The sequence below is a fragment of the Kitasatospora gansuensis genome (genome assembly GCF_014203705.1).
GTDB lineage: Bacteria > Actinomycetota > Actinomycetes > Streptomycetales > Streptomycetaceae > Kitasatospora > Kitasatospora gansuensis.
This window is the reverse complement of record NZ_JACHJR010000001.1, coordinates 1,658,478-1,684,503: the sequence shown is the minus strand read 5'-3', so window position 1 is coordinate 1,684,503 and position 26,026 is coordinate 1,658,478. Positions and strand designations below refer to the sequence as shown.

The window sequence follows — 26,026 nt, the reverse complement described above, 5'->3', positions numbered from 1 at the left end:
GGGTGAGGGACCGTCACATCGCGGCCTGGGCGAGGTGGCGCAGGCCGCTGCGCATCCGCTGTTCGCCGAGCTCCGGCAGGAGTGCGGCGACGTGGTCGGCGGCCAGGGCGGCGAGCAGGGCGTGGGCGGTGTGGTCCGGGTCGGGGGCGGTGGTCAGCAGGATCGCCACGTGGCGGTGCCAGAACCGGTAGGCCCCGATCCGGTACCGGGCGCCGGGGGTGGCGGTCTCGGACATCCGGACCAGCGCCAGGTGCTCCAGCAGGTAGTCGAAGTAGGCGTCGAGGAACGCGGCCAGGCGCTCGCCGGCCGGAGCACCGGGGCCGAGCGGGGGCGGCCCGTGCAGGACCGCCTCCTGCAGCACCCGCTCGCGGGCGTCCAGCAGTGCGACGGCCAGCCCCGACTTGTCGCCGAACCGGCGGAACAGGGTGCCCTTGCCGACGCCGGCCGCCGCCGCCACCTGATCCATCGACACCGCCTCGACGCCGTGCTCGGCGAACAGCCTGGCGGCCGCCTCCAGCACCGCGGCCCGGTTGCGGGCCGCGTCCGCGCGTTCCTTGGGCGGCGGTGTCCGCAGGAGTTCCAACGGCATTGCCGAACCGGACCGCAGTCCGTTATTGTCGTGAGCCATAACAGGACTGTAGTCCGATTCTCTGGGAGGCACCGGCATGACCACACTCATCACCCGCGACGAACTGGCGGCCGCGATCGAGGCCGGCGCGGTGACCGTCGTCGACGCGCTCGGCGGCGAGTACTACGCCCGGCAGCACCTGTCCGGCGCCCTGGCGCTGGTGCTTGCCGACGTCGACGCCCAGGCAGCCACTGTGCTCCCCGACCGCGACGCGCCCATCGTCACCTACTGCTCCAATCCGGCGTGCCCCAACAGCGGACAGGTCGCCGACCGGCTCACTGCGATCGGCTACACCGACGTCCGCAAGTACCGTGAGGGCATCCAGGACTGGGTCGAGGCGGGCCTCCCCACCGAGACCGCCTGACCGCGCTCCGCAGTCGGAGAGCCGCCCGCACCGGTAAGCCCGGTGCGGGCGGCTCTCGGCGTCTGGCCGGTGATCGAACTCCCGTGGGGCGCCGGTGGATTGTGTTGCACAGCTCTTGAAGTACCAGCGCCATATGTGTCAGTCTCATTTCGCCGCAACCGGGTGTTTCAAACGACAGCACTCATTGTGAGCGCTCACAGTGATGGAGCTGCCGCTTCTCCGCTCGAGAGCGCCCTGTAATCCAGGGAACGGCTCCGAGCTGGCCGAATGACCGCTCCATCCTGCCGGTCGGGGTACGCGCGGCCGTCGCCGCATCCCATCGTGAGACCTCCGGGTGCCGTGCGAAGCGGTCATCGCCCGCGGATGAGACCGATCCATTGCTCCGAGAGTGTCGTACCAATCCCGATCTCGCGCCCCACCCGAACGCGTCCCCGGCCGGCACCGGCCGGGGACGGCTCCATGAGGGCGGTGTTCCCACCGCCCCCTCCCGGTCCACCACCCTGCGAGGAGAGAGCAATCCGATGAAGCCCACCCACCCCCGACTCCCGGCATCCAGCCACCCGAGAAGCCGCACGCGAGGGGCCCTGGTCGCGGCCCTGGCCCTCGGCTCCGTCGTGGTCGCGCCCGCCACGGTCTCGCACGCGGCGACGATGACCACCCTGTACGTCTCGCCGACCGGCAGCGGAACCGCCTGTTCTGCCGCCGCCCCCTGTTCCCTGACCCAGGCGAAGACCTCCGTGCAGGCCGTCAATGGGAGCATGACCGGTGACATCGCGGTGCAACTCGCGGGCGGTACCTACCGGTTGACCGCGCCGCTGACGCTCGGCAGCGCGGACTCGGGCAACAACGGCCACAAGGTGATCTGGCAGGCCGCCCCAGGCGCGAGTCCGGTGCTGTCGGGTGGGCAGCAGGTGACCGGCTGGACCCTGAAGGACTCCGCGAACAACATCTACGCGGCGTCGGTCCCGACCGGTGTCGACTCGCGGCAGCTGTTCGTCGACGGGACACTGGCGCCGCGGGCGTCGATCCCGATCTCGCGCAGCGACGTGAACATCACCGCCACCGGGATGACCATCGTCAACTCGGCGCTGAACTACCTGGCTTCACTGCCGCAGCAGAACCGGATCGAGCTGGAGAGCCAGAACTCCTTCACCGACCGCTTCGCCCCGGTGCAGTCCATCAGCGGAAACACCGTCACCATGCAGCAGCCGGCCTGGAACAACAACAACTGGGGCTACGACACCCTGGCCAAGCCCTTCGCCGGCGGGGCGCTGCAGCTGCAGAACTCCTACGCGTTCCTGAAGTCCACCGGGCAGTGGTACCTGGACCCGCAGGCGGGCCAGCTGTACTACAAGGCCCCGGCGGGCTGGCAGGCCACCGCCCACGACATCGAACTGCCCCGGCTGACCTCCCTGTTGCAGATCAGCGGCAGCTACACCAACCCCGTGCACGACCTCACCTTCCAGGGCATCGGCTTCCAGCACACCACCTGGCTGCAGCCCGGCACCAGCGCGGGCTACGCCGCCCAGCAGAGCGGGGCGTTCCTGACCGGCACCTTCGCCCAGCCCGGGGACTTCATGACGTCCTGTCAGTCGGGATGCCAGCTGTTCGAGGGGGCCCGCAACAGCTGGAACCAGGTGCCGGCGGCGGTCCAGGTCTCGGCGGCCGCCTCCCTCACCTTCTCCGGGAACTCGTTCTCCCACCTGGGTCAGGTGGCCCTCGGCATCGGCAACGACGCCAACGCCCACGCCTCCGGCGTCGGCCTGGGCGCCTCGGACATCATGGTCTCGGGCAACACGTTCACCGACGATTCCGGGGCGGGCATCGTGGTCGGCGGTGTGCGGCCCGACGCCCACCACCCGTCCAACGCCGCGATGACGAACCAGAACATCACCATCCAGGACAACCGGATCAGTGATGTCGCCAAGGACTACAAGGACATGGCCGGGATCCTCTCGACCTACGTCACGCACGCCGTCATCACCCACAACGAGGTCTCGAACCTCGCCTACGACGGCATCGACGTCGGCTGGGGCTGGGGGGCCAACGACGCCGGCGGCAGCCAGGACTACCGGAACCGCGGCCTCTACAACTACCAGCCCGTCTACACCACGGCGACGACCCTGAAGAACACCGTCGTCAGCTACAACAAGGTGCACGGCACCAAGAAGGTGTTCCACGACGGCGGCAGCATCTACTCGCTGTCGGCCAACCCCGGCACGAGCATCGACCACAACCACGTCTACGACAACAGGAACACCGTCGGCCTCTACCTCGACGAGGGCTCCCGCTACGAGACCCTGAGCAACAACGTGGTCCAGGACTCGGGTGTGTGGGCCTTCACCAACGCGGGCGGCAGCAACAACACCAACGACAGCACCTTCGCCGGCAACTGGTACAACGCGGGTGTCACCCAGGTCGCCACCGGTGCTCCGCACAACAACGTGCTCACCGGCAACGTCCAGGTCAGCGGCACCAACTGGCCGTCCGAGGCGCAGCAGGTGATCGCCCAGGCGGGCGTACGGGCCGGCGGCGGCAGCACCGGAGCGGTGCACGCCGTGGGCGCGGCCAGGTGCCTGGACGTACCGAACGCGTCGACCACCCTCGGCACCCAGACCCAGATCTGGGACTGCAACGGCGCGGCCAACCAGACCTTCACCCGCACCCCGGCCGGTGAGTTGACGGTCTACGACGGCACCAACCGGCTCTGCCTGGACGCCTTCGCCAAGGGCACCAGCAACGGCACCAAGGTCGCCGTCTGGACCTGCAACGGCCAGAGCAACCAGCAGTGGACCTTCAACTCCAACGGCAGCATCACCGGAGTCCAGTCCGGACTCTGCCTGGACGTGACCGGTGTCGCGACCAACAACGGCGCGCTGGTCCAACTGTGGGGCTGCAGCGGCCAGTCCAACCAGCAGTGGTACCTCTCCTGAGGGGTGAACTCCGTCGGCGCACCGGGGCTTTGTCCCGGTGCGCCGACGCCTCGTCCTCAGGACCGGGTGAGCGTCTCCAGCGGCCGGGTGAGCAGCTCGGAGAACGCCAGCTCGGCGGCGCCGATCAGGACGGTGTCGTCGCCGAGTTCGCTGACCCGCAACCGCAGGTGCTCCCGCACCGCGGCCAGCGCGTTGGTGTTGATCCGGCTGCGCACCTGCGCGGCGGAGCCGAGGAAGACGTCCCGGAGGGTGCCACCGAGGATGACCAGGTCCGGATCGAAGAGGTTGACGAGGTTCGCGATACCGATGCCGAGCCAGTCCCCGACGCGGTGCAGAGCCGCCCGCGCGCTGACGTCTCCGCGGTCGGCGGCGGTGACCACCGACCGCACGGCGTCGGCCCCGGTGAGGCGGCCGTCCCGGCCGGCGGCTTCCAGCAGGGCGCGCTCACCCGCCTCAGCCTCCAGGCAGCCGTGGGCGCCGCAGCCGCACGGCCGTCCCTGGTACGGGTTGACGTTCATGTGGCCGATCTCGCCGGCGTATCCGCGTTCGCCGCGCAGGAGTTCACCATCGGTGATTACTCCGGCGCCGATCCCGATCTCGCCGTGCAGGTAGACCAGGTTCTGGCTGCCGCGGCCGATGCCGCGCCGGTGTTCGGCGAGCGCGCCGAGGTTGGCCTCGTTCGCGACCAGGACCGGGACGTCGAGGGGGAGCCGGGCGGCGAACGCACCGGCGAAGTCGACGCCCTTCCAGCCCATGTTGGGGGTCAGGCTGACCAGCCCGTCGGGGTGGCGGACGATGCCGCGGACCGCCACGGCGACACCGACGCACGAGCTGCCGTCCGGTGCGCGGGCCAGCATCTCCTGGGCGAACCCCGCCAGGATGGCGGCCACTTGGGCGGGATCCTGCGGGTGGCCGTCGGGCCAGGGGCACTCGCGCCGGTCCAGGAACACGCCGCCGAGTCCGATCAGGGCGGTCGCCAGGCGCTCCACGCCCAGGTCCACCGCCAGGACGTGCACGCGGGTGGACTCCGGTCTGACGACCAGTGAGGGCCGCCCGGCCCGGCCGGTCTCCTGCGGCAACTCCTCGCGGACCAGGCCCGCGGCCGTCAGATCGCCGACCAGGCCCAGGATGGTGCTGCGGTTGAGACCGAGCCGGGTGGCCAGGACGGCTCGTGAGGTGGGCCCGTCGAAGTGGACGTGGCGCAGCAGGGCACCCAGGTTCTGCTGGCGGACCTCGTCCTGGGAAGGACCGGCTTTCATGGCTGGCGACCCTCATCGTTGGGCTGAGCGGCGGCGGGACATGGCGTCCACGCCGGCGGCCACCAGCAGTACCGATCCCGTGACAGCGTACTTGACACCCGATGAGTAGCCCATCAGTCCCATGCCGTTCTGGATCACCGCGACGACCAGGCCGCCCAGCACGGCGTCGACCTCCCGGCCGCGACCGCCGAACAGGCTCGTGCCGCCGATGACGGCGCTGCCCACGGCGAGCAGCAGGACGTTGCTGCCACCGGTGTTGGGGTCCACGGAGTTGCCCCGGGAGGCGGCGATGATGCCGCCGACGGCTGCCAGGCAGGAGCAGATCACGAAGGCGGCGGTGCGGATGAAGGCGACGTTGATCCCGGCCCGGCGGGCGGCTTCGGCGCTGCCGCCCACGGCGTAGATGTGCAGGCCGAAACCGGTCCGCTGCAGGGCGAACGTCCCGAGCAGGAGCAGCGCCCCGATCACCGGCACCACGATCGGCACGCCCTTGAGCGAGCTGACGATGACGTTGCGGCTGCGCTCCTGGTTGAGCAGGTACACGGCCGCGCCGCCGAGCAGGACGACGGCGCCGGTCCGAAGGGCGAGCAGTGCCACCGGAGTTCCGGCCAGGCCCCGGCCGAGCCGGTCGCGGCTGCGGCGCAGTTGCAGGGCGGCGTAGCCGACCACGCAGCCGGCCAGCAGGACCCAGCCGAGGACGGGGCTGAGGTTGTCGTTCGCGACGGCCAGGATGGTCGGGTCCTTGACCGAGACGTTCGTGCCCTCCTTCAGCAGGATCAGCACGACGCCCTGGAAGCCGAGGAACGCGGCCAGCGTCACCACGAAGGAGGGGATGCCGACTTTCGCGACGAGCGTGCCGAGGAGCAGGCCGATGACCGCGCCGGTCAGCATGGCGGCGGCCACCGCGGCGTACCAGGGCCAGCCGTGGTCGGTCAGCAGGATGGCCAGCACCGCGGCGCAGACCCCGCTGGCGTAGCCGGCCGACAGGTCGATCTCGCCGAGCAGCAGGACGAAGACCAGGCCCATGGCGATGGCGATGCTGCCGGCGCTCTGGGTGAGCAGGTTGGCGAAGTTCAGGTTGGACAGGAAGACCGGGCGCAGCAGGGCGAAGAACACGCACAGGACGACCAGGCCGGCGACGGCGGGAAGGGCGCCGAGCTCGCCCGCGCGCACCTTCTCGAGGTAGCCGCGGCCGACGTCCGCCAGGCCGGGGGAGCCTGCTGCGGAGTCGGTGGGCCGCTCGGGCTTCTGGGGGGCGACGGCGGCGGTCATACGGCGGCTCCGTTGGGGGTGGTCTGCGGGCCCAGGTTGCCGCTGCGGCCCGAGGTGATCAGTTCGACGACCTGAGCGTGCGTCACGTCGGAGGCCTTGACCTGGGCGGCCATCCGCCCGAGGTAGAGCGCGGCGATCCGGTCGGAGACCGCGAAGACGTCGTTCATGTTGTGCGAGATGAGCACGACGGCCAGGCCGTTGTCGGCCAGCCGGCGCACCAGTTCCAGGACCTGCGCGGTCTGCGCGACGCCGAGGGCCGCGGTGGGCTCGTCGAGGACCACGAGCTTGCTGTTCCACAGCACGGCCTTGGCGATGGCGACGGTCTGGCGCTGGCCGCCGGAGAGGCTGGAGACCTTCTGGCGAAGGGACTTGACCGTACGCACCGAGAGTCCCCGGAGCGTCGCGGCGGCCATCTCCTCCATGGTCGAGTCGTCGAGCACCAGCCCGCGGCGCTTCTCCCGCCCCAGGAACATGTTCTGCACGATGTCGAGGTTGTCGCACAGCGCGAGGTCCTGGTAGACGATCTCCACACCGAGCTCGGCGGCGTCGCGCGGGCTGTGCACCTGGACCGGCCGGCCGTCGAAGAGGTAGTCACCGGCGTCGCTGGAGTGGATGCCGCCGATGCACTTGACCAGTGTCGACTTGCCCGCGCCGTTGTCACCGACGAGTGCGGTGACCTCTCCCGCGTAGGCGCTGAGCGCGACGTCGTGCAGGACCTGGACGGCCCCGAAACTCTTGTCGATCCCTCGCAACTCGAGAGTCGGTGTCTCTGTCATGGGTGGGGCTCCTGGGAATTGGGGGCTGTCTCCTTGGCGGAGTGGGCCCCGCGCCACCGGCGGCCGGGGCCCACTGGTACGGCCGGGCGAGCGCTACTTGATGCCGGCCTTGGTGCACAGCGCCTCGTACTCGGCGGTGCACAGCTGCGCCTTGGTCACGTAGCCGTCGGTGACGACGTCCTGGACGTTGCTCTTGAAGATGGCCTGGGGAGTCAGCAGCGCCGACGGGACGTCACGGTTGCCCGTCGGGTCGTGGACGGTGGCGCTGGTGTCGCCCTTCTTGCCGTTGGCCAGGGATACCGCGAGGGCCGACGCCGCGTCGGCCTCCTTCTTCACGGCCTTGTAGACGGTCATGCACTGGTCGCCCGCCAGGATGCTCTGCAGGCCCTGCACGGTGGCGTCCTGACCGGTGATCGGCACCTGCCCGTTGCGGTGGTTCTTGCGCAGCACGGCGATGGCCGAGTTGGCCAGGCCGTCGTTGGCCGCGAGCACCCCGGCGATGTTCGGCTGGCTGGTGTACATCTGCTCGAAGATGGTCTGCGCCTGGGCGTTGTCCCAGTCGGGCACCGACTGGTTGGGGCCCTTGGTCAGCTCCCCGGAGGCGTACAGCGGGTCCAGCACGCTGTTGTAGCCGTTGGCGAACAAGGTGGCGTTGTTGTCAGTGGGGGATCCGTTCAGCTCGGCGACGACGGGGTTCTTGGCGCCCATCTCGCCCAGACACTTCGTCAGGCCCTGTCCCTGGAGCTTGCCGACCTGGGTGTTGTCGAAGCTGACGTAGTACTGGGCGGAGCCGCCGAGGGTGAGCCGGTCGTAGTCGATGGTGGCCACGCCCTGGGACTTGGCCTTGTCGAGGACGGCCTTGCCGGTGCCGCTGTCGAGGTTGACGATGATCAGCACGTTCACGCCGCTGGTGATCATCTGGTCGGCGATGGTCTGGAACGTCTGCTTGTCGCCCTCGGCGTTCTGGATGTCGTAGTCCACACCGGCGGCCTTGAAGGCCGCCGCGAGGTACGGCCGGTCCGCGGTCTCCCAGCGGACGGACGACTTGCTGTCCGGCAGGATCACGCCGATCTTCGGCTTCTTGGCGCTCCCCGAGCCGGTACCGGAGCCCGAGGAGGAGCAGGCGGTGACCGTGGAGAGCAGGGCCGCTGACAGGGCAGCGGTGGCGAACAGGAATCCCTTGCGCATGGGCAGGGTCCTTTCGAGGCGTGTCCGACCTGTGCCGGACGTGCATGGGCTGACGGGGGGTGGGGACGCACGAGCACGAGGAGGGGGCGCGGCTGGCCCCCTGTTTGTTGCCTGCGACAACATATGGCCTGTGCTGTGCCCCGCCAAGCCTTTGCACCAACCCGCGTGGGTAACGATCGAGTTACCGCGACGCCGCCCGTCAACGGCCGGCCGGTCTCAGGCGAGCCGGGTGAACTCCACCCTCACCTGGGGCAGTTCGCCCGGCGCACCGCGGTAGACCCCCTTGTGCGGGGGCACGTCGCCGTACTCCCGCCCGCGCGCGACGATCACGTGGGACTCGCCGGGATGGGTGCCGTTGGTCGGGTCGTGGCCGACCCACTCGCCCGCCCAGTACTCGACCCAGGCATGGCTCTCGCCGGCCACCGGACGCTCCAGCTCGGCGTCGGGGGAGGGGTGCAGATAGCCGGACACGTACCGGGCCGGCAGACCGGCCGCGCGCAGCAGGGCCGCGGTGAGGTGGGCGAAGTCCTGGCAGACGCCCGCCTGTTGGTCCCAGGCGTCCTGCGCGCCGCTGTGCACGCCGGTGGTCCCCTGGGTGTAGGCGACCCGCTCCCTGACCAGGTCGGTGAGCGCCGCCGCGGCCTGGTGGGCGTCCAGGCCGGCGGCGACCGCCCGGGCCCGGGCGGCAAGGTCCGGGCTCACCGCGGTGCGTGAGGTCGCGGCCAGATACTCCGTCAGTCGGGAGTCGGCCGCCCGGGCGGCGATCTCGGTCCGGCCGAGCGGTGTGGGCAGCGGGGTCGGCGGGGCGGTCTCGACCAGGCTGGTCGCCGTCAGCGAGAGGCTGGTGTGCGACTCGGCCAGGTCGAACACGGTGACCTGGGTGCCCCAGTAGTCCCAGTACGTCCACAGCGAGGTGGCCGGGGCGACGGCCACCCGCGCGTCCAGGACGGTCTGGGTCGGCAGGGTGAGCGGGCTCATCCGTACCTCGTTGTACGAGGAACCGGCCGGGCTCGGGTAGCCCACCCGGGTCTCGTGGCGGATCCGCAGTCGGCCGGCCATCCCGATCACACTCCCTCTCGCGTCACGGACTGGTGGGACCACTCGATCGGTCCGTCGTACGGGAAATAGCGTTCGGCCACGGCCCGGGTGGCCGCACCGCAGGCCAGTTGGAGTTCGCTGAGCAGCGCGGGCAGCTGCTCCAGCTCGGCGGAGTCGAGGTACTCCAGCCTGGTGCGCATCCGGCCGACGGCCAGCCGCGCGGGTTCGGGCGGCCGCAAGGCCGGTGTGCCGCCGCCGAGTTGGGCCAGGCACTCCTCGGCGGTGCTCAGCGCGTGCAGGACCGAGCGCGGGAATCCCCGGTCGAGCAGCAGGAAGGCCGCCACCTCGCCCGGGTCGCTGCCGGCGCCACGGGCCCGGACGAACGCCTCCTCGGCGCCGCTCGCGCTGAGCAGCGTGGGCCAGTCGGGTGCGTGGACGGCCGCCAGCACCCGGACGGCGAGCAGCCGGGCGATCATGTCGACCCGCTCCAGGCTCCGCCCGAGGACGACGAAGCGCCAGCCGTCGTCCCGGCTCATAGTGGAGTCGGCCAGCCCGAAGAAGAGGGCGGCGCGGCGGCGGACGAGTTCGAGGTAGGCGTGCGGTCCGGTGCGGCGCGCGGCGCTGCTCGGCGAGCTGGTGCCAGGTGGAGTTGAGGGTCTCCCACATCTCGGTGGAGACCACGTCGCGTGCGGTCAGCGCGTTCTGCCGGGCCGCCCGGAGCGCGCCCTCGATGGAGCCGGGGCTGACCGCGTCGAAGGCGAGCCGGGACAGGACCGAGTCCATGTCGCAGTGCTGCTCGGTCGGGACGGCCACGCCGAGGATGGCGTGCAGCGAGCGGCAGGCGGCGTCCTCGTCGCTCCACGGGTCCTCGAGCAGCCGGTGCAGATAGGCGTCCAGGATGCGGGCGGTGTCGTCGGCGCGCTCCACGTAACGGCCGACCCAGAACAGGGATTCGGCGATCCGGGAGAGCATGGTGTCGGTGGTGATCACTGCTGGTGTCCCTCCTCCTGGGCCGGGCCGCCGGGCGTGCTCCCGGTGCCGGGGCCGAACTGACGCGGGATCACTTCGCTGACGGCGGTGGAGTGTTCACCGACCGGTGGGTTCGACGGGGCGCTGGGAGCCAGCACCCAGGTGTCCTTGGAGCCGCCGCCCTGGCTGGAGTTGACGATCAGGTTGCCCTCGCCGAGGGCCACCCGGGTCAGCCCGCCCGGGAGCAGCCACACGTCCTCGCCGTCGTGGACGGCGAACGGCCGCAGGTCGATGTGACGGGGCGCCAGACCGTCCTGGCCGTCGGCACGGTGGCTCAGGGTCGGCGAGGTGGACAGCGCCACCGGACGCTGGGCGATCCAGCCGCGCGGGTCCGCCGCCACCTCCTTGGCGAGGCGGTCCAGTACGTCCCGCTCCGCCCGTGGGCCGATCACGATGCCCTTGCCCCCGGCGCCGTCGACCGGCTTCAGCACCAGCCGGTCCAGCTGGTCCAGCACCTCCGCCAGCCGGCCCGGTTCCTCCGGCCGGATGGTCTCCACGTTCGGCAGCAGCGGCTCCTCCGCCAGGTAGTAGCGGATCAGGTCGGGGACGTAGGTGTAGAGCAGCTTGTCGTCGGCGATGCCGTTGCCCACCGCGTTGGCCAGCGTGACGTTTCCGGCGTGCGCGGCGGCCATCAGGCCCGGCACGCCGATCAGCGAGTCCGGGCGGAAGTGCAGCGGGTCGAGGAAGTCGTCGTCGAGCCGCCGGTAGATCACGTGGACCGGGGTCTCCCCCGGGTGGTGCGCATCCGGACCCGGTTGCCGGAGCAGACCAGGTCGCGGCCCTCGACCAGCTGAACGCCCATCAGCCGTGCCAGCAGGGCGTGTTCGAAGTACGCGGCGTTGGCCACACCCGGCGTGAGGACGGTCACGACCGGGTCGGTCACGCCCTCGGGGGCGCAGGCCCGGAGAGCGGCCAGCAGGCGCTGCGGGTACTCGTCCACCGGGCGCACCGGCTGCTCGGCGAAGAGGGCCGGGAAGGTCCGGGTCATCACCCGGCGGTTCTCGATCACGTACGAAACGCCGGACGGCACCCGGACGTTGTCCTCCAGCACCCGGAACCGGCCCTCCTCGTCCCGGACCAGGTCGATCCCGGAGACGTGGATGCGGACCCCGTTCGGCGGTTCTATCCCGTGCGCCGCCCGGTGGAAGTGCGGTGAGGAGTACAGCAGTCGGTAGGGCACCACGCCGTCCTTGAAGACCCGCTGTCTGCCGTAGACGTCGGCGAGAAAGGCCTCCAGGGCGAGCACCCGTTGCCGGACACCCCGGCTCAGCCGGTCCCATTCGACGGCGTCGAGCAGGCGCGGCACCAGGTCGAGCGGGAAGGGACGTTCCTCGCCACCGTAGGAGTAGGTCACACCGCGGTCCGTGAAGGCACGGGCCATCTGGTCGGTGCGGTACCGGAGTTCGAGGGAGTCCAGCGGGTTCAAGGCGGCGAACACGGCTTCGTAGGCCGGTCGCACCACCCCGGGACGCTCGAACATCTCGTCCCATGCCTCCGCTGTCGTGTACGAGTCGAAAATGTCGGCCATGACGAGACGCTATGGCTGCTCGATTTCGGTCGTGTGGCGGCTGTACTACCGATGGCAGCACATCCCAGCTCAGGCCGGCCGGGCCCGGTCAGACGGGCCGTCAGGAGCTGGTGGCGTGCGGTGCCACAGGGGAGTTGACGGCCCGTCGGTCCGGCCCGGGGTGCCGGATCACGCGCGGTGCGCGCCCTTGCGGCGGCCCCGGGCGCGGAGGGCCAGCACACCACCGCCGGTGGCGGCGAGATCCCCGGCCGGGCTCGCCGAAGCCTGCGCGGAGGTGCCGCCGCCGGCCGCCGGCGCGGGCGGCGGCACGGGAGTGGCGGCCTTCTCGCGGGTGAACGCCAGGGTGCCGAAGCCGAGTTGGTCGAAGCCGCCGCTGTTGGGTCCGTAGTCGCCACCGCCGCCCTCGGCCCCGAGCTTCGCCGCCATGGCGCTGCTGTACGGGGCGGCCAGGCCACGGCGGTTGACGTAGTGGTTCTGGATCATCGCCCAGATCGGCCGCAGATGACCTGCAGCATCATGGTCTTGAACCGGTCGAGGTCGAACCCGGGGTAACCCCGCATCAGTTCGGCCGCGTTGGCGAACTGGTAGCCCTGGAGGCCGGCGGCCAGGAACCGGTCGGCGCTGCCGGTGACCTCCTTCAGCGTCCCCGCCCAGGCGTTGAGGATGTCCCGGGCGGCGTCGCCGTGGGCCCGGTCGCCGCTGATCCGCCAGCGCAGGGCGTTCTGGTAGGCGGCGTGGACGTCGTTGAAGAGGGTCGCGATGTTCTGCGGCCCGCCGCTGCCAGCCGGCCAGGTACGGCTGGGCGCCGGCGCTGACCTTCGCGGCGATCCGGTCCAGGTCCGCCTGACTGTGCGGCAGCCCGGGGTGCGCGAGGGCTGTCCCGGGGGCCGCCGCGGCGGGAGCGACGGCGCCGGCCGGCGCACGTCAGCCCAGGTCGTGGCCGGTGACTGCGCGGGCGTAAGACCGCAGAGCGGTGATGACGTCGGTGCGAGTGCGGCGCCCGGCGAGGATCTCCATCTGGTAGCCGTCCTCCATGGCGACGAAGTTCGCCGCGAGGAGCCTGGCCGGGTCCTGGAGGACGAAGTGCCCCTGCGCCTGACCCAGCACCAACACGCCGTGGTAGACCGCGATCTGACGCTCGGTCAGCGCACTGTCGAGGGCGGCGGCCTTGGGGTCGCGCAGGCAGCGCGGCCAGTACTCGTAGAGCAGCCGGGTCAGCGCGTCGTCCGGCCCGGTGGCCGGGCCGCCGTCGATGCAGGCGCGGAGTTGGTCACGGGCGTCGGAGTGCTGCTCGGCCGCCTGCTCCCGCTCCTGGCTGTAGCGCTCGATGGCCCGGTGGTAGGTCTCGTAGACGAGGGCGTCGAGGTCGCCGTAGTAGAGCACGGCCGCAGGAGTCACCCCGACCTCGTCGGCGATGTCCCGCAGTCGCAGCCCCTCCAGGCCGCGGACCAGCAGCGCCCGCTCCACCGCAGCGCTCAGCTCCGCCCTGCGGGCCTCCTTGCCCTTCTTCCCGGCCACCGTGCCCCACCCTTCACTCATAGTGAGTTCAATCGTATCCAGCCAGCTCTTGACGCACGAGATGGCTAGTTCTTAAATCTCTATTTAAGAAATGGCACCGACCACGAGAGCTGGCACCCACCCATGCGTACCCTTGCGATCGCCGCCGTGCAGACCGCCCCCGTGCCGTACGACCCGGAAGCCAGCTGGCTGCGCTTCGCCGACCAGGTGCACACCGTCCGCGCGCTCTTCCCGCACGTGCAGCTGGTCGTCGTGCCCGAACTCTTCCTGGCCGCCGAGGGCCCGCTGTTCGGTGAGCGGCCGGAGAACTGGATGGAGCAGGCCGCCGTCCCCGTCCCCGGACCGCTCACCGACCGGCTCTGCGCCCTCGCCCGGGAGACCGGCCTGTGGCTGGTCCCCGGCAGCGTCTTCGAGCGCACCGCCGACGGCACGATCCACAACACCGCGCTGGCGATCTCACCGGAGGGCGAGATCGCCGCCCGCTACCGCAAGGTCTTCCCCTGGCAGCCCTACGAGGAGGCCACGCCGGGCACCGGCTTCACCGTCTTCGAGATCCCGGACGTCGGCCGGGTGGGCCTGGCCATCTGCTACGACGGATCGTTCCCCGAGACCGCGCGCCAACTCGCCTGGCTCGGAGCCGAGGTGATCATCCAGCCGACCCTGACCACCACCCGGGACCGCGAGATGGAACTGGTCTGCGCCCGCGCCAACGCCTGGACCAACCAGGTCTACGTCGTCAACGTCAACGCCGCCGACCCGGCCGGCGTCGGCCAGAGCGCGATCGTCGACCCCGAAGGCATCGTCCGCCAGCAGGCCGGCCCCGGCCAGGAGATCCTGGTCGACGTCCTCGACCTGGACACCGTCACCCGGGTCCGCCGCTACGGCTCGGCGGGCATCAACCGCCCCTGGGCGCAGCTCGCCCGCTACGGCTCGACCATCGAACTCCCCGCCTACGGCGGCACGTTCCGCACCCCCGACTGGATCGAGGAGACCGGGTCCGTACGCGGGGACTGCTAGGAAGCGGCGGCCGGGGTCAGGACTTCGGCAGGGTGTCCACGAAGTCGGTGCCGGCGCCGTAGAAGCCGTCCACCGTCTTCTGGACGTCCGCGTAGGAGACGGCCGCGGCGTCCTTGTAGTAGAACCAGTTGATCTTCATGTTCCAGCTGCGCTGTCCGCCGAGGGACGGCAGCAGGTCGATGAACCAGTTGCTGAAGTGGACGTTCATCTTCTCGCGCGGCACGTACTTGCCGGTGCTGGTGAACAGCTCCTTGCCGTCCATGGAGTAGGTGGCCTTCCCGTCCACGGCGGTGACCATCATGATGTGCCAGCCCTCGAAGCGCTGCTTGTGCGGCTTGGTGACCCGGTCCGCCGGGTCGGCCTTGAACCAGCTGGTGGTGTCGAGCTGCGGACCGGGCGTGCCCCAACCGCCGTTCGGCATGTACTCGTAGTCGAGCTCGCTGTAGTTCGCCGAATCGTCCGAGGGGGAGATCGGGAAGTAGGACTGGACGACGTGGTCGCCGTTCTTGCCGGCGGCCGGCTTGTCGCTGAGGTAGACCCGGGCGGCGAAGGTGCCGTTGAGGAGCTTGGTGCCGGTGGTCTGGATCTCGACCTGCTTGGTGCCCTTCTGGGTGCCGTCGGTGGACGCCTGCAGCTGAAGGGTCCGGCCGCCCTGGGCGGTGGTGTCGGCGGGGAAGCTCGCGCTGGTGTCGGACCAGGTGTCCTTGATCCCGGGGCCGCCCTCGCCGGTGCGGATCTCCCAGCCGTGGGCGGTGAGCGCGGGGTCGGTGGGACCGGTGTAGTGGAAGCTGTCGAAGAGGGTCCCCGGCGGGCCGGTCGGAGACGGCGAGGCGCTGGTCGCGGACCCGCCCTTCGCTGCCGCCGTGGTGGCGGCGCCCTCGCCGCCACCGGCCGCCGGACCGCTCGAACAGGCGGTGAGCACGCCCAACAGGACCGGGAGGGTGAGCACGGTCCACGCGCGGTGAGGACGGGTGCGGCGGGGCTGACTCACGCGGGCTCCTTGGGGCGTACCGATCGCACGTGCGTGCTGATCGGATGAGAGGGTCATCCTAACGGGGCCCGAAGGCCCCTCCGGTGCGCGTCCGTTCGGATCCGGAAGGATGGAGTCCGAGGTCAACGGCGTGAGCATGTCTACTTTCCGGTACAAGCCGACCGGTATTCCGATCCGATTACAACCCCTCGCCGGATCGGGCCAAATCCACCCATCGAAGCCAATTCGATTCAGGCGGTGCACTAGCGTTCGCTCTACGCTCCCGCGGTCTACGTACCCTGCACTGAAAGGCTTCGCAAGGTGCGCCCAGTCACCACCTCCACTGAACGCGGATCAGCCCACCCGCCACAGTTTGACGTGTACGAATCAAATCTTGAAGAGGCCGCTCCCGCACCGGTGTTCGTCTCCGAGTCCGGTCGGCGCGGCCGGCTGCTGCGGGGCTTCGGCTGGCCGGTCTCGGTGGTCGGCGCGCTCCTGGCGGTCGTCATGGCCAGCAGCCTGGTCGGCATGCAGGCGGACGCTCCGGCGATGGGGATACCCGTGCAGCCGTCCGCCCAGCCGCCCACACCCGTGACGCCGCCGTCACCCACCCCGGCACCGACCCCGTCGCCCACCGCGTCGCCGTCGCCGTCGTCGCACGGGACGCCTTCGCGCTCCGCGACCCCCTCGACGAAGACCACGCCGAAGCCGACGACGACCACACCGCGTGGCGCGAAGTCCTCGGGTCAGCCGACCAAGCAGCCCTGAACCGCCGCACCACCCATCTCCAGGAGCACCGATGTCCCGCCGCCACCCGCGCCGCCGGCAGTCCCCGCGCAGGCCGCGCCGACTGGCCGCGCCGCCGTTGCGCTTCTTCATGCCGCTGTCGCTGCTGGCGTGCCTGCTCGCGCTCATGGTCCTGCGCGGCCTGGCCACCAACGAGGTGTTCCACGACACCCAGATCGCCGACTCGGCCGACAAGACGACCGTGCCGGAGAACCTGCTCACGGGCGGCCCGGTCATCGACGCGCGCGGCGAAAAGAACGACGATCCGGTGAGCTACCGCATCCCGGACAAGACCGTGGTCCTGAGCTTCGACGACGGCCCCTCGGCGGAGTGGACCCCGAAGATCCTGGAGATCCTCGAGGCCCGCAAGGTCCGCGCGGACTTCTTCGTGACCGGCGCCTCGACCGCCCGCAACCCTGACCTGATCCGGCGGATCGTGGCGGACGGCCACGAGATCGGCCTGCACAGCTTCACCCACCCCGACCTGGCCTTCCAGTCGCACGCCCGGATCAGCTGGGAGATGGCCCAGACCCAGCTGGCGCTGGCCGGCGTCGCGGGGGTGCACAGCTCGCTGTTCCGCCCGCCGTACTCCTCCAACGCGGCCGCCCTGGACGACTGGAGCTACCCGGTGATCAAGTACCTGGGTGCCCGCGGCTACGTCACCGCCTTCATCGACCACGACACCGACGACTGGAAGCGTCCGGGCGTGGAAGCCATCGTCCAGGAGGCGTTGCCGACCACCCCCGGCGCGGGTGAGCTGATCCTGCTGCACGACGCCGGTGGCGACCGTTCCCAGACCGTCGAGGCGCTCGGCGTGCTGATCGACAAGCTGCAGGCCGACGGCTACCGCTTCACCACCATCTCCGAGGCACTCGGCGCCGGCAGCGCCACCACGCCGGTGCACGGCTTCCGGCTGTGGGCGGGCAAGGGCTACATCTGGGCCACCCAGCTGGCCCTGCACACCCTGCCGGTGCTGATCGGGCTGCTGGCCGTGGTCGGCTTCCTGAACTTCGGCCGGTTCGCGCTGATGCTGGTCCTCGCGCCGATCCACGCCCGCCGCGCCAGGCGGCAGGACGCCTGGGGCGAGCCGGTCACCGAGCCGGTCACCGTGCTCGTGCCGGCCTACAACGAGCGCGAGTGCATCGCCAACACTCTCAACTCGCTGGCCGCCAGTGACTATCCGATCGAGGTCATCGTCATCGACGACGGCTCCTCGGACGGCACCGCGGACATCGTCGAGGAGATGGATCTGCCGTTCGTCCGGCTGATCCGCAAGGTCAACGGCGGCAAGTCCAGCGCCCTCAACGCCGGTATCGCGGCCGCCTCGCACGACATCGTCGTGATGATGGACGGCGACACCGTCTTCGAGCCGTCCACCGTGCGTGAACTGGTCCAGCCCTTCGGCGACCCCGGGATCGGCGCGGTCTCGGGCAACGCCAAGGTCGGCAACCGCGACACCCTGATCGGGGCCTGGCAGCACATCGAGTACGTCCTCGGCCACAACCTGGACCGCCGGATGTACGACATGCTCGGCATCATCCCGACCATCCCCGGCGCGGTCGGCGCCTTCCGCAAGGAGGCCCTGGACGCGGTCGGCGGGATGAGCGACGACACCCTCGCCGAGGACACCGACATCACCATGGCGGTGCTCTGCGAAGGCTGGCGGATCGTCTACGCCGAGCGCGCCCGCGCCTGGACGGAGGCCCCCGCCAGCCTCCAGCAGCTCTGGTCCCAGCGGTACCGCTGGAGCTACGGCTCGATGCAGGCGATGTGGAAGCACCGCCGCGCCGTCTTCGCCAGCGGCCCGGCCGGGCGCTTCGGCCGCCGGGGGCTGCCGCTCGTCGTACTGTTCGGCGTGATCGCCCCGCTGCTGGCGCCGCTGGTCGACGTCTTCCTGATCTACGGCGTGCTGTTCGCGGATGCCGGGCTGACCCTCACCAGCTTCGGTGGCTTCCTGGCGATCCAGGCCGTGCTGTCCTGGTACGCCTTCCGGCTCGACCACGAGAAGCCCTGGCACCTGATCAGTCTGCCGACCCAGCAGCTGGTCTACCGTCAGCTGATGTACATCGTCCTGCTGCAGTCCGCGATCACCGCGCTGACCGGTGGCCGACTGCGCTGGCAGAAGCTCCGGCGCACCGGCGAGGTCTCCGTACCGGTGGAGGCCTGACCGCGCCGGCTGTCCGTCCTCGCGGCTACCGCCGGGCCCCGGGGAGCCCGTGCCGTGCCAGGTGGCCGGCGAGGCGGTCCAGGGTGCTGTCGAGCGCGCGGGCCGCGCGGGACAGGACGTCGAAGGACTGACGGGGCGTCAGGCCGTAGTGCTCCATGAGCATGCCGGTCGCGCAGCCGACCGTCTGGCGGCGGTCCAGCACGGCGGCGAGGGCGGCGGCGAGGTGGGCGGCGGCGAGCGCGGTCGCGGTCTGGGCGGCGTGGACCGCCGCGATGCGCAGGGTCTCGGGGGTGGGCGGCTCGGTGCCGGTGAGGTAGGCGGTGAAGGCGGCCGTGCTGCCCGGCAGGGCGGGCAGGGCGACCGCGAGGGCTCCGGTGACGGCCAGGGTGGCTGCGCGGGAGGCGAGTTCGGGCCAGTCGGGTTCGCGGCAGAGGTTGGGGGAGTGGCGCTGCGGAGCGGCTCCGGTGAGGGCGGGGCAGGGGCCTTCCTGGAAGCGGATCTGGGTCCGGTCGAGCAGCAGGGCGGTCCGGGTGCTCGCGGCGGCGCTGATCACGGTGCCGTCCGGGCGCCAGTGGATGCTGCCGGTGCCGACGCAGTGCGGGATGGTCGCGTTGGCGGTGGCCAGCACCTCCTCGACGCCGCGTTCGACCCGGACCTCGGCGGTGGCGGTGTGGACCAGTCCGGCCAGCAGGTCGCGCAGCGTGGTGGTGGAGATGCCCTCGTCCTTCCCGGTGAGGGCGGCGGCGGTACGGCCGGGCCGGTCGGCGAGGAGTCCGCGGGCCCGGCGGAGCGCCTCGTCGGGTTCGGAGCAGCCGGTGTAGACACCGAGGGTGTAGGCGAGATCGGTGAGACGTTGTCGGGTGTCGGCGCCGCCCGTGCGGGACAGGATCTCGTACTCGCGCAGCAGGTTGCGCAGCACGCCGAGGTTGACCAGCGGGTGCGAGGGACCGCAGGCCGGCAGCGTGGTGTCACCGTTCATTCGCTCACGGTAGTGGTCGCGGCCCCGTGCGAGGCGGAACCCGCCCACGGGAGTGGCGCGGGGGCCTGACGGCACGGCCTCGGCGACGCCCGCCGCGCCCTGAGGACGTCCTCGGCCACGTTCACCAACTCGCCTACACCGAAAGCCTCTTACGCTGCACGATCCACAGCGCCTCTCCGGGCATTACGGGGATGAGACCACCGCGATACGCCCGCGCACCACGATGGCGTCCAGAGCGGGGGCTCATCCGGCGGCCCACTGCCGACGGCCGGAAGAGGACGTAGGACGAGATGCGGATCAGAAGTGCGGGGATAGGGCTGGCCGGGCTCATGTGCCTTGCCCTGGCCGGTTGTTCGTCGTCCGGGCGGCCGGCCGCCGAGGCGGTGCCGGGCACGCGGTCTCCGTCCGCGCTCCCGGCGAGTGCCGATCCGCATCTGCCAGTGGAGGCGTACCTCTTCTCCGAGGCGGACACGGAGAAGCTGACCAGGGCGGGGGCCGTGCTGCGCAAGAAGTGTCTGCAGCGGTTCGGCCTCGACTACGCCATCAGGCCCGCGGACCCGCCGACCGGACCGCGCACGTTCCTGGATCGCCGGTACGGCTTGACGGACCAGGCCGAGGCGGCGGCCAACGGCTACCACCTCGGCGACCGCGACCCGCGCACCCACCCGGTCCACCCGCCGCAGTTCTCCGCCGAGCAGCAGCAAGTGCTCACCGGACGTCTCCCGGGAAAGACCGGTGCGGACGACAGCGCGCTCCAGGTCAACGGTGTTCCGGTACCACTCGGGGGCTGCTACGACGAGGCGAAGCGGGCCTTGGCCGGCCCGGGGGAGCTGGGCTCGAGCGCCGTGGCCCGGCAGGCCAACTTCCAGACCTTCAAGGCCAGTCTGTCGGTGCCGCAGGTCACCCAGGCATTCGAAGCGTGGTCCGGCTGCATGAAGGACAAGGGCTACTCCTACCCCAATCCGATGGACGCCATCGGCGACAGCCGCTTCCTGGGGGACTCGCCCACGCCGCCGGAGCTCCAGGTGGCGACGGCCGACGTGACCTGCAAACAGCAAGTGAACCTGATCGACACCTGGTTCGCGGTCGAGACTTCCTTGCAGAAGGAATTGATCGCACGGCAGCAAGCCGATTTCACGGCGGCCCTCGCGGCGAAGACCGAGCAACTCGCCAAGGCCGACGCCGTGCTGCGCGATCAGTGAAGTAGTGGGCTGACACCTTTTCACGTCCGGGCGCGCCCACCAATCCCCAGGCAGAGCAAGGGGATTGCACACACGCCTGGAACATCCACGAACAGAGGACCCAAAAAAATGAAGCGTACCCTCAAGCTCGCCGCAGTCGCCCTGGGCGCTGCCCTGCTCGTTCCCGCCCTCGCCAGCACCGCGCAGGCCGACGCCAGCGACTGCCGGGACGGCGAATTCTGCCTCTTCTACAACTCGGACCAGCAGGGCTCCCACATGGTGGTGCCGACGAGCATTCCCGACCTCGCCGGATACACCTTCACCAGCCCCGGCCGCGGCCAGGGGCAGCGCGTCAAGAACAACGCCGCATCGGTTGTCTCCAACACGTGCGTGACGGTCTGGGTGCACTTCAACTCGAACTACGCCGGCCCGTACGACATGTTCAACTACCGCAACGAGGAGAACCTGATCGAGACGTACAACGAGAACGCCTCGGTGAAGTTCGCTCACGACTGCTGAGCCTGACCCACCTTCAGTTCTGGACTTAAGCCGGGGCCGGGAATCTCCCGGCCCCCTCCTGAAAGGATCCGAACCATGCGTGGAACAGCGCGCCGACTCGCCGTCGGAGCAGCGATGGTGCTCTCGGTGGCCGGTGGCATCACCCTCCCCGCCGCTCCCGCCAGTGCGGCCGGCTGGGGCTGCTCGGGAACCGAGGTGAGCGACTCGCCGTACGCCGTGACCACCGGCGACGGTGACGTGTACAGCTACGTGCACCTCTACTGGAACGGCTCCACGGGGCGGAACTGTGCCGTCAACGTCAAGGCCGGCCGCCTCTCCGGCACGCCGACCCTGACCCAGATCGCGCTGCTCGCCTGTCGCCAGGACGGCCCGGTGGGTGGCAGTGCCAGCCAGTGCACGGCCATCGAGTACCCGATGGATCCGTCCCGGTCCGACATCTACTACAGCTCCTACGCCGGTCCGGTCTCCGTGAACGGCTCGGGGCACTGCATCATGGTGACCGGCATCACCTACGACACCGACGGCACCAGGGCCGAGTACCGCAGCCCGATGTTCCACTGCTGAGCCGAGCGGACGTCAGTGGCCGATCGCGCACCAGGGGCCGGTGAGCGCGACCGGCCGCTCGGTGGCGGCACGCCGGTCCTGCTGGGCCGGTACCGTCCCGGGCCGCAGGCCGCCCTGCTCGCGGGCGAAGGCCCGCAACAGGACCGGGTAGCGGTACCGGCCGGGCAGGTCGGTGACCAACAGGTGTGCGTCGACGAGCCGTTCGAGCAGGTGCTCTGCGGACGGCAGCGCGAGGTCCAGTGCCCGGGCGGCCTGCAGGGTCGAGAGGGAGCCCTCGGTGGCCGTGGCGAGCAGCCGGAAGGCCCGGGCGGTGGCGGGGTCGAGTGCCAGGTAGCTGGGCGTGACGCTGGCCCTGACGTCCAGGCTGCCCACCCGCAGTTCGTTCAGCAGCAGCAGTTGGTCGGCCAGCCGGTCCGCGAGGTGCCGCATGCTCCAGCCGGGCCGCGCGGCCAGCCGGGCGGCGCAGATCCGCAGCGCCAGCGGAAGCCGCCCGCAGGCGGTGGCCACCTGGGCGGCTGCCTGCGGATCGGCCACCACCCGTGCGGTTCCGACCAGCCGTCGCAGGAGCAGCTCGGCCTCCGCCGCTGACAGCACGTCCAGCGCGAGCGGCAACGCCCCGACCAGGTCCGCGAGTCGGTGGCGGCTGGTGACCAGCGCCGCGCAGCCGGGGTCGGTGGGCAGCAGCGAGCGGACCTGGGCGCTGTCCCGGGCATCGTCCAGCACCACCAGGACGCGACGGCCGGTCAGCAGCGAGCGGTAGAGCGAGAGCCGGTCCTCCGGTCCGGCCGGCACCAGGTCGGCGGGAACGCCGAGCGCGATCAGGAAGGTCCGGAGCACGGCGGCGGGAGGGGTCGGGCTGCCGTCCGTCCCGCGGAGTTCGGCGTACAGCGTGCCGTCCGGGAACGCGGCCCGGGTGGCGTGCGCGACCTGGCCGACCAGCGCGCTCTTGCCGACGCCGGGCTGGCCCGAGACCACGGCGGTGAACGGTGCCGTGCGGTCCACGGCGGTCAGCCGGCCGGCGAGCAGGGACATCTCCCACGTCCGGCCGGTGAAGTCGGGCAGGGCCGAAGGGAGCTGACACGGCGTCACGGCGAAGGCCGGCCGACCGTGTGCGGTGCCGTCGGGTGCCGGCTGCCCGGCCGCCGCGGCGCCTGCTGCTGCTCCCGCGCTCGGGGAGTCGATGCCGACCGGCTCGGGGCGGGGCCGGGTCGGCCCGTCGAGGTCGGGGTCACCGCGCAGGACACGCTGGTGGACCTCGCGCAGTTCACTGCCGGGCTCGACGCCGATCTCCTCGATCAACGTCTGCCGCACCCGCTGGTAGACGGCCAGTGCCTCGCACTGGCGCCCGCCGCGGTACAGCACCGTCATGAGCTGGGCCCAGAGCAGCTCCCGCTCCGGGTGCTCGGTGGTGAGTGCCTGCAGCTCGGCGGTGAGTGCCCGGACGTCGGCGCCAAGCCGCAGCTGTGCCTCCAGCCTCGCCTCCACGGCGTCCAGGCGGGCTTCGGCCAGCCACCCGGCCTCCTTGCGGAGCAGCGCGTCCGAGGGGATGTCGGCCAGCGCGGGCCCGCGCCACAGCTGGAGGGCGGAGTCCAGCCGGGTGGCAGCACGTGCGAAGTCCTGTCGGCGCAGCGCGGCGACGCCCTCGTCGCGCAGGACGGTGAACCTCCGGAGGTCGAACTCCTGCGCGTCGACGTTGATCCGGTAGCCACCGGTGGTGGTCTCGATCCGCTCACCCGCCGCGCCGAGCGCCTTGCGCAGCCGCATCACGTAGTTGCGCAGGGCGGCGGAGGCACTCCTGGGCGGGTGCCCGTCCCAGATGGCCTCCGCCAGGAACTGCGCCGACGTCGGTTGCCCGTGCCGGACCAGGAGCGCCGCGAGCAGCGCCCGCTGCCTGCCGCCGGGGACGGTGCGGGTCTGCACTCCGTCACAGACCACAAGGGGCCCCAGGATTCCGAATTCCACTCGCCAGTTCTCCTGCGCCGTCGGTGTTCCGAACGGTGCGCGCGGGTTTCCCGGGCGCACCGTGCTGACGGACAAGATCCAACGCGACGGTTGGTTGTCAGGGACCGTCGAACCGGTGATGGACGGTCAATCCCGGACAAGCGCACGGCGTTCCGCCGTCCTGACAACGTCCTGACGGACCGTTGGACAACCGGACAACCGACGTGAGGTCAGCCCCTACCCGGGGTAGTGGCAGGCGGCCCGTGCGGCCGCGTTCCGGTCCTCCGCGCTCAGTGACAGCGGCTGCGCCTGGGCGGGAGCCGCAGGGGGCAGGGTCAGCGCGTCCAGTACGTCGGTGGGGCCGTCCCCACCCAGGCAGGCCACCGCGACCAGCTGGACCGGGCCCTGATCGGCCGTCGGCTTGGCGATCCGCCAGGGGAGCACGAATCCGTCGGCGCCGACGCCGATCAGGCCGAGCTGGTGCCAGCGCGGCACCGGTACCGCCTGGCCGCTGTCGGAGAAGTACCCGGCGAACCCCACGACGCCGAGGTAGGTACCGCTGGCGCGCAGGTCCACGGTTCCGGGTTCGGCGGGCCGCGGCGAGACCGCCAAGGAGATCGACGAGGGAGCCGGGAACTCACCCGGGCAGCGGTCCGGCTTCGACCTCCACGGCGGGTTGCCGTGCACCACGGCCGACGAGACCAGCCCGCCGCCGCTCAGCTTGAACCAGCGCACATCGGGTGTTTCGGCCGTCAGGTCCTGCTCGGCGTCACCGATGCAGAAGCCGACGAACTGGAGCACGCACCCGGGCGGGATCTGGGCGATCGCCGGTGCGCTGCGGCTGGCGCTGCTGCGGACCCGGGTGCTCCCGGCGTAGGTCGTGCCCTGGAAGAGCCCCTTGCCGGCCGGGCCGACCGGACAGCCGGATCCGGAGACCGGGTGCGTATCGTCGGACCCGCGCTTGAGGTCCACGACCAGGCCGGTCAGCAGCAGCACCAGGACGACCGCCGTGGCGGGTAGCCACGCCTGCGACCGCCACCGGCGCCGATGCGGTGCCCCCGGACCCTCGCCGTCGACCGGCTCGGGCTCGAAGCTCTGCTTCGGCAACGCGTCCACCACTGGGGTGCCGTGCTCGGCGTCCGCCTCCGTCGGCTCGATCACCTCCGAGACGGTCAGTGCGGCCTGGACACTCGCCGGCCGGACCCGCGCGTCGGCTCCGGTGCTGCCGGCGAGCCGGCGGTCGAGCGCGTACCAGCGCTTCTCCCAGAGCTTGGCATCGCCACCGCAGGCGCCGACGTACGCCAGCGTCACGTCCAGGGTGGGCCTGCGCACGCCGCCGGCGGCATCGCTCAGGGTGGTGGCGCTGAAGCCCGCGGTCGCTGCGAGTGCCCGGTAGGTCGGGTTCCCGGCAGCTTGCCGCAGGCACCGCAGCTCGTAGGCGAACGCCTGCAGTGGGCCGCCATCGGGGTCGAGCGGTCTCGGCCTACGGGCCAACGGACACCCCTTCGCCGCCCACGGTCGGTTCGGACATCCCCGGACTCCCCCTCAGTTCTGTTGCCGTCAGCCCGTGACCGGTCAAGCTGCCACGAACCCGCCGGCCCTACTGCTGACCTGCGGCAATATGCGCACCCAGATGACTGATCATCAGATTGTTGCACAGGGGGCGGGCGCACTTGACCGGGGACGCACAGGGCGCTGCCCCGGGACCGGAGGGGTCCCGGGGCAGCGCCCTGTGCGTGTCGCGGAGGTGTCCGGCGAACAGGCCGATCAGGTCCAGCAGTAGTTGAGGTTGCCGGTCCCGCTGGAGGTGCCGGTGCTCCAGGTGGCATTGCCGCTGCTGTTGAGGAAGACGAGGTTGCCGTCGTTCCGGAGCTCGGCGTGGCCGCCGGGCGCCGGGTTGAGCGCGCCCATGGTGCAGACGATGCCACCGGAGGAGTTGAGGAGCTTGACGTATCCGGACCGCGACCAGTCGACCCGCACGACGCCGTCGCCCCTGGTCCCCGAAGCCCAGACCGGGTAGCTGTCCGCTCCGGTGAACTTGTAGAGCACCAGGTTGCCGTCGGACTGGAGCACCAACTGCGACATGCCGTTGTCCGCCCCCACGCTGTCACCGGCGGTCCAGTCGGCCTGGGCGAGGGTGAAGCTCGCGACGTACGCGGTGGCCGACGCGGTGGTGGCGGTCAGACCGATCGCGCCGGCGATCGCCGTGCCGACGATGGCGGTGCGCAGGAGGCGCCTGCGGGCCGTGGAGCGACCGGACTTGCTGGTGATCACGAGGGTCCTTCCGAAAGGCGGCCGCGCGACGATGCGGCGCGGCGGAGGTACGGAACCGGCAGGACCGGTCCACTTCGGGAGCACCCTAGGAAGGG

At 71.0% G+C, this 26,026-nt stretch carries 23 protein-coding genes and 2 pseudogenes; 8 read left to right on the top strand and 17 right to left on the bottom strand.

Features of this window, described 5'->3' with window-relative positions; genetic code table 11:
- Positions 1–13 precede the first annotated feature (13 nt).
- Complete coding sequence (locus F4556_RS07715) at positions 14–628, bottom strand: TetR/AcrR family transcriptional regulator (protein WP_184912793.1); 615 nt, start codon at positions 626–628, stop codon at positions 14–16.
- 37 nt (positions 629–665) lie between these two features.
- Between F4556_RS07715 and F4556_RS07710 the strand changes: the two genes are divergently transcribed.
- Together F4556_RS07710 and F4556_RS07705 are read left to right on the top strand one after the other, a co-directional pair.
- Positions 666–992, top strand: coding sequence for a rhodanese-like domain-containing protein (locus F4556_RS07710; RefSeq protein ID WP_184912791.1), 327 nt, complete (start codon positions 666–668; stop codon positions 990–992).
- Positions 993–1,513: 521 nt separating this feature from the next.
- Entirely contained in the window at positions 1,514–3,925 is a 2,412-nt protein-coding gene (locus tag F4556_RS07705) for a ricin-type beta-trefoil lectin domain protein (protein WP_184912789.1), read from the top strand.
- A gap of 56 nt (positions 3,926–3,981) precedes the next feature.
- On the opposite strand, the gene F4556_RS07700 is transcribed toward F4556_RS07705, so the two are convergent.
- From F4556_RS07700 to F4556_RS07655, 11 genes and pseudogenes are all read right to left on the bottom strand, one after another.
- On the bottom strand, positions 3,982–5,184 hold the full coding sequence (locus F4556_RS07700; protein ID WP_184912788.1) for an ROK family transcriptional regulator: 1,203 nt from the start codon (positions 5,182–5,184) through the stop codon (positions 3,982–3,984).
- A gap of 12 nt (positions 5,185–5,196) precedes the next feature.
- Positions 5,197–6,456, bottom strand: a complete 1,260-nt coding sequence (locus F4556_RS07695) for a sugar ABC transporter permease (protein WP_184912786.1) — start codon at positions 6,454–6,456, stop codon at positions 5,197–5,199.
- Positions 6,453–7,232, bottom strand: coding sequence for an ATP-binding cassette domain-containing protein (locus tag F4556_RS07690; RefSeq protein ID WP_184912784.1), 780 nt, complete (start codon positions 7,230–7,232; stop codon positions 6,453–6,455). Before F4556_RS07690 ends, F4556_RS07695 begins: the two co-directional genes overlap by 4 nt.
- Before the next feature lie 93 nt (positions 7,233–7,325).
- Positions 7,326–8,420, bottom strand: a complete 1,095-nt coding sequence (locus tag F4556_RS07685) for a sugar ABC transporter substrate-binding protein (RefSeq protein ID WP_184912783.1) — start codon at positions 8,418–8,420, stop codon at positions 7,326–7,328.
- Positions 8,421–8,636: 216 nt separating this feature from the next.
- Positions 8,637–9,479 (bottom strand): transglutaminase family protein, encoded by an 843-nt coding sequence (locus tag F4556_RS07680; protein WP_184912781.1) that lies wholly within the window; start codon positions 9,477–9,479, stop codon positions 8,637–8,639.
- A 5-nt stretch (positions 9,480–9,484) separates the two neighbouring features.
- Positions 9,485–10,009, bottom strand: a complete 525-nt coding sequence (locus F4556_RS39005) for an alpha-E domain-containing protein (protein WP_281403722.1) — start codon at positions 10,007–10,009, stop codon at positions 9,485–9,487.
- A 127-nt stretch (positions 10,010–10,136) separates the two neighbouring features.
- Positions 10,137–10,430 (bottom strand): annotated as a pseudogene (locus F4556_RS39000) (alpha-E domain-containing protein); the annotation flags it as partial.
- A gap of 14 nt (positions 10,431–10,444) precedes the next feature.
- A pseudogene (locus F4556_RS07670) lies at positions 10,445–12,015 on the bottom strand (circularly permuted type 2 ATP-grasp protein).
- Between the two features lie 168 nt (positions 12,016–12,183).
- Positions 12,184–12,498, bottom strand: a complete 315-nt coding sequence (locus F4556_RS39395; RefSeq protein WP_184912779.1) for a hypothetical protein — start codon at positions 12,496–12,498, stop codon at positions 12,184–12,186.
- On the bottom strand, positions 12,495–12,938 hold the full coding sequence (locus F4556_RS39390) for a hypothetical protein (protein ID WP_184912778.1): 444 nt from the start codon (positions 12,936–12,938) through the stop codon (positions 12,495–12,497). The genes F4556_RS39395 and F4556_RS39390 overlap by 4 nt, the downstream gene beginning before the upstream one ends.
- 1 nt (position 12,939) lies before the next feature.
- Positions 12,940–13,554: a TetR/AcrR family transcriptional regulator gene (locus tag F4556_RS07655; RefSeq protein ID WP_221503550.1), complete on the bottom strand. Its 615-nt coding sequence runs from the start codon at positions 13,552–13,554 to the stop codon at positions 12,940–12,942.
- Between the two features lie 102 nt (positions 13,555–13,656).
- Between F4556_RS07655 and F4556_RS07650 the strand changes: the two genes are divergently transcribed.
- A complete protein-coding gene (locus F4556_RS07650; protein ID WP_184912776.1) occupies positions 13,657–14,550 on the top strand; it encodes a carbon-nitrogen hydrolase family protein in 894 nt (297 codons plus the stop codon).
- A gap of 16 nt (positions 14,551–14,566) precedes the next feature.
- On the opposite strand, the gene F4556_RS07645 is transcribed toward F4556_RS07650, so the two are convergent.
- The gene (locus F4556_RS07645) at positions 14,567–15,541 is read right to left on the bottom strand and encodes a glycoside hydrolase family 16 protein (protein WP_184912774.1); all 975 of its coding nucleotides are present in this window, start codon (positions 15,539–15,541) and stop codon (positions 14,567–14,569) included.
- Positions 15,542–15,898: 357 nt separating this feature from the next.
- On the opposite strand from F4556_RS07645, the gene F4556_RS07640 reads away from it, so the two are divergent.
- Together F4556_RS07640 and F4556_RS07635 are read left to right on the top strand one after the other, a co-directional pair.
- Positions 15,899–16,288, top strand: coding sequence for a hypothetical protein (locus F4556_RS07640; protein WP_184912772.1), 390 nt, complete (start codon positions 15,899–15,901; stop codon positions 16,286–16,288).
- Between the two features lie 31 nt (positions 16,289–16,319).
- On the top strand, positions 16,320–18,473 hold the full coding sequence (locus tag F4556_RS07635; RefSeq protein ID WP_184912770.1) for a bifunctional polysaccharide deacetylase/glycosyltransferase family 2 protein: 2,154 nt from the start codon (positions 16,320–16,322) through the stop codon (positions 18,471–18,473).
- A 25-nt stretch (positions 18,474–18,498) separates the two neighbouring features.
- On the opposite strand, the gene F4556_RS07630 is transcribed toward F4556_RS07635, so the two are convergent.
- Positions 18,499–19,452, bottom strand: coding sequence for a DUF5133 domain-containing protein (locus tag F4556_RS07630; RefSeq protein WP_184912769.1), 954 nt, complete (start codon positions 19,450–19,452; stop codon positions 18,499–18,501).
- Positions 19,453–19,949: 497 nt separating this feature from the next.
- Between F4556_RS07630 and F4556_RS07625 the strand changes: the two genes are divergently transcribed.
- The 3 genes from F4556_RS07625 to F4556_RS07615 all read left to right on the top strand — a co-directional run bounded on the left by F4556_RS07625 (position 19,950) and on the right by F4556_RS07615 (position 21,716).
- Entirely contained in the window at positions 19,950–20,654 is a 705-nt protein-coding gene (locus F4556_RS07625; protein WP_184912767.1) for a hypothetical protein, read from the top strand.
- A 108-nt stretch (positions 20,655–20,762) separates the two neighbouring features.
- On the top strand, positions 20,763–21,152 hold the full coding sequence (locus F4556_RS07620; protein WP_184912765.1) for a peptidase inhibitor family I36 protein: 390 nt from the start codon (positions 20,763–20,765) through the stop codon (positions 21,150–21,152).
- Positions 21,153–21,227: 75 nt separating this feature from the next.
- Positions 21,228–21,716, top strand: coding sequence for a hypothetical protein (locus tag F4556_RS07615; RefSeq protein ID WP_184912763.1), 489 nt, complete (start codon positions 21,228–21,230; stop codon positions 21,714–21,716).
- Between the two features lie 12 nt (positions 21,717–21,728).
- Here the strand turns inward: F4556_RS07615 and F4556_RS07610 are convergent, their stop codons facing one another.
- The 3 genes from F4556_RS07610 to F4556_RS07600 form a co-directional block, all read right to left on the bottom strand.
- Positions 21,729–23,678 carry an AfsR/SARP family transcriptional regulator gene (locus F4556_RS07610; protein WP_184912761.1) on the bottom strand — a complete coding sequence of 650 codons (1,950 nt, stop codon included), beginning with the start codon at positions 23,676–23,678 and terminating at the stop codon, positions 21,729–21,731.
- Positions 23,679–23,894: 216 nt separating this feature from the next.
- Complete coding sequence (locus tag F4556_RS07605) at positions 23,895–25,151, bottom strand: helix-turn-helix domain-containing protein (protein WP_184912759.1); 1,257 nt, start codon at positions 25,149–25,151, stop codon at positions 23,895–23,897.
- Between the two features lie 273 nt (positions 25,152–25,424).
- The gene (locus F4556_RS07600; protein WP_184912757.1) at positions 25,425–25,931 is read right to left on the bottom strand and encodes a hypothetical protein; all 507 of its coding nucleotides are present in this window, start codon (positions 25,929–25,931) and stop codon (positions 25,425–25,427) included.
- Positions 25,932–26,026: the final 95 nt, after the last annotated feature.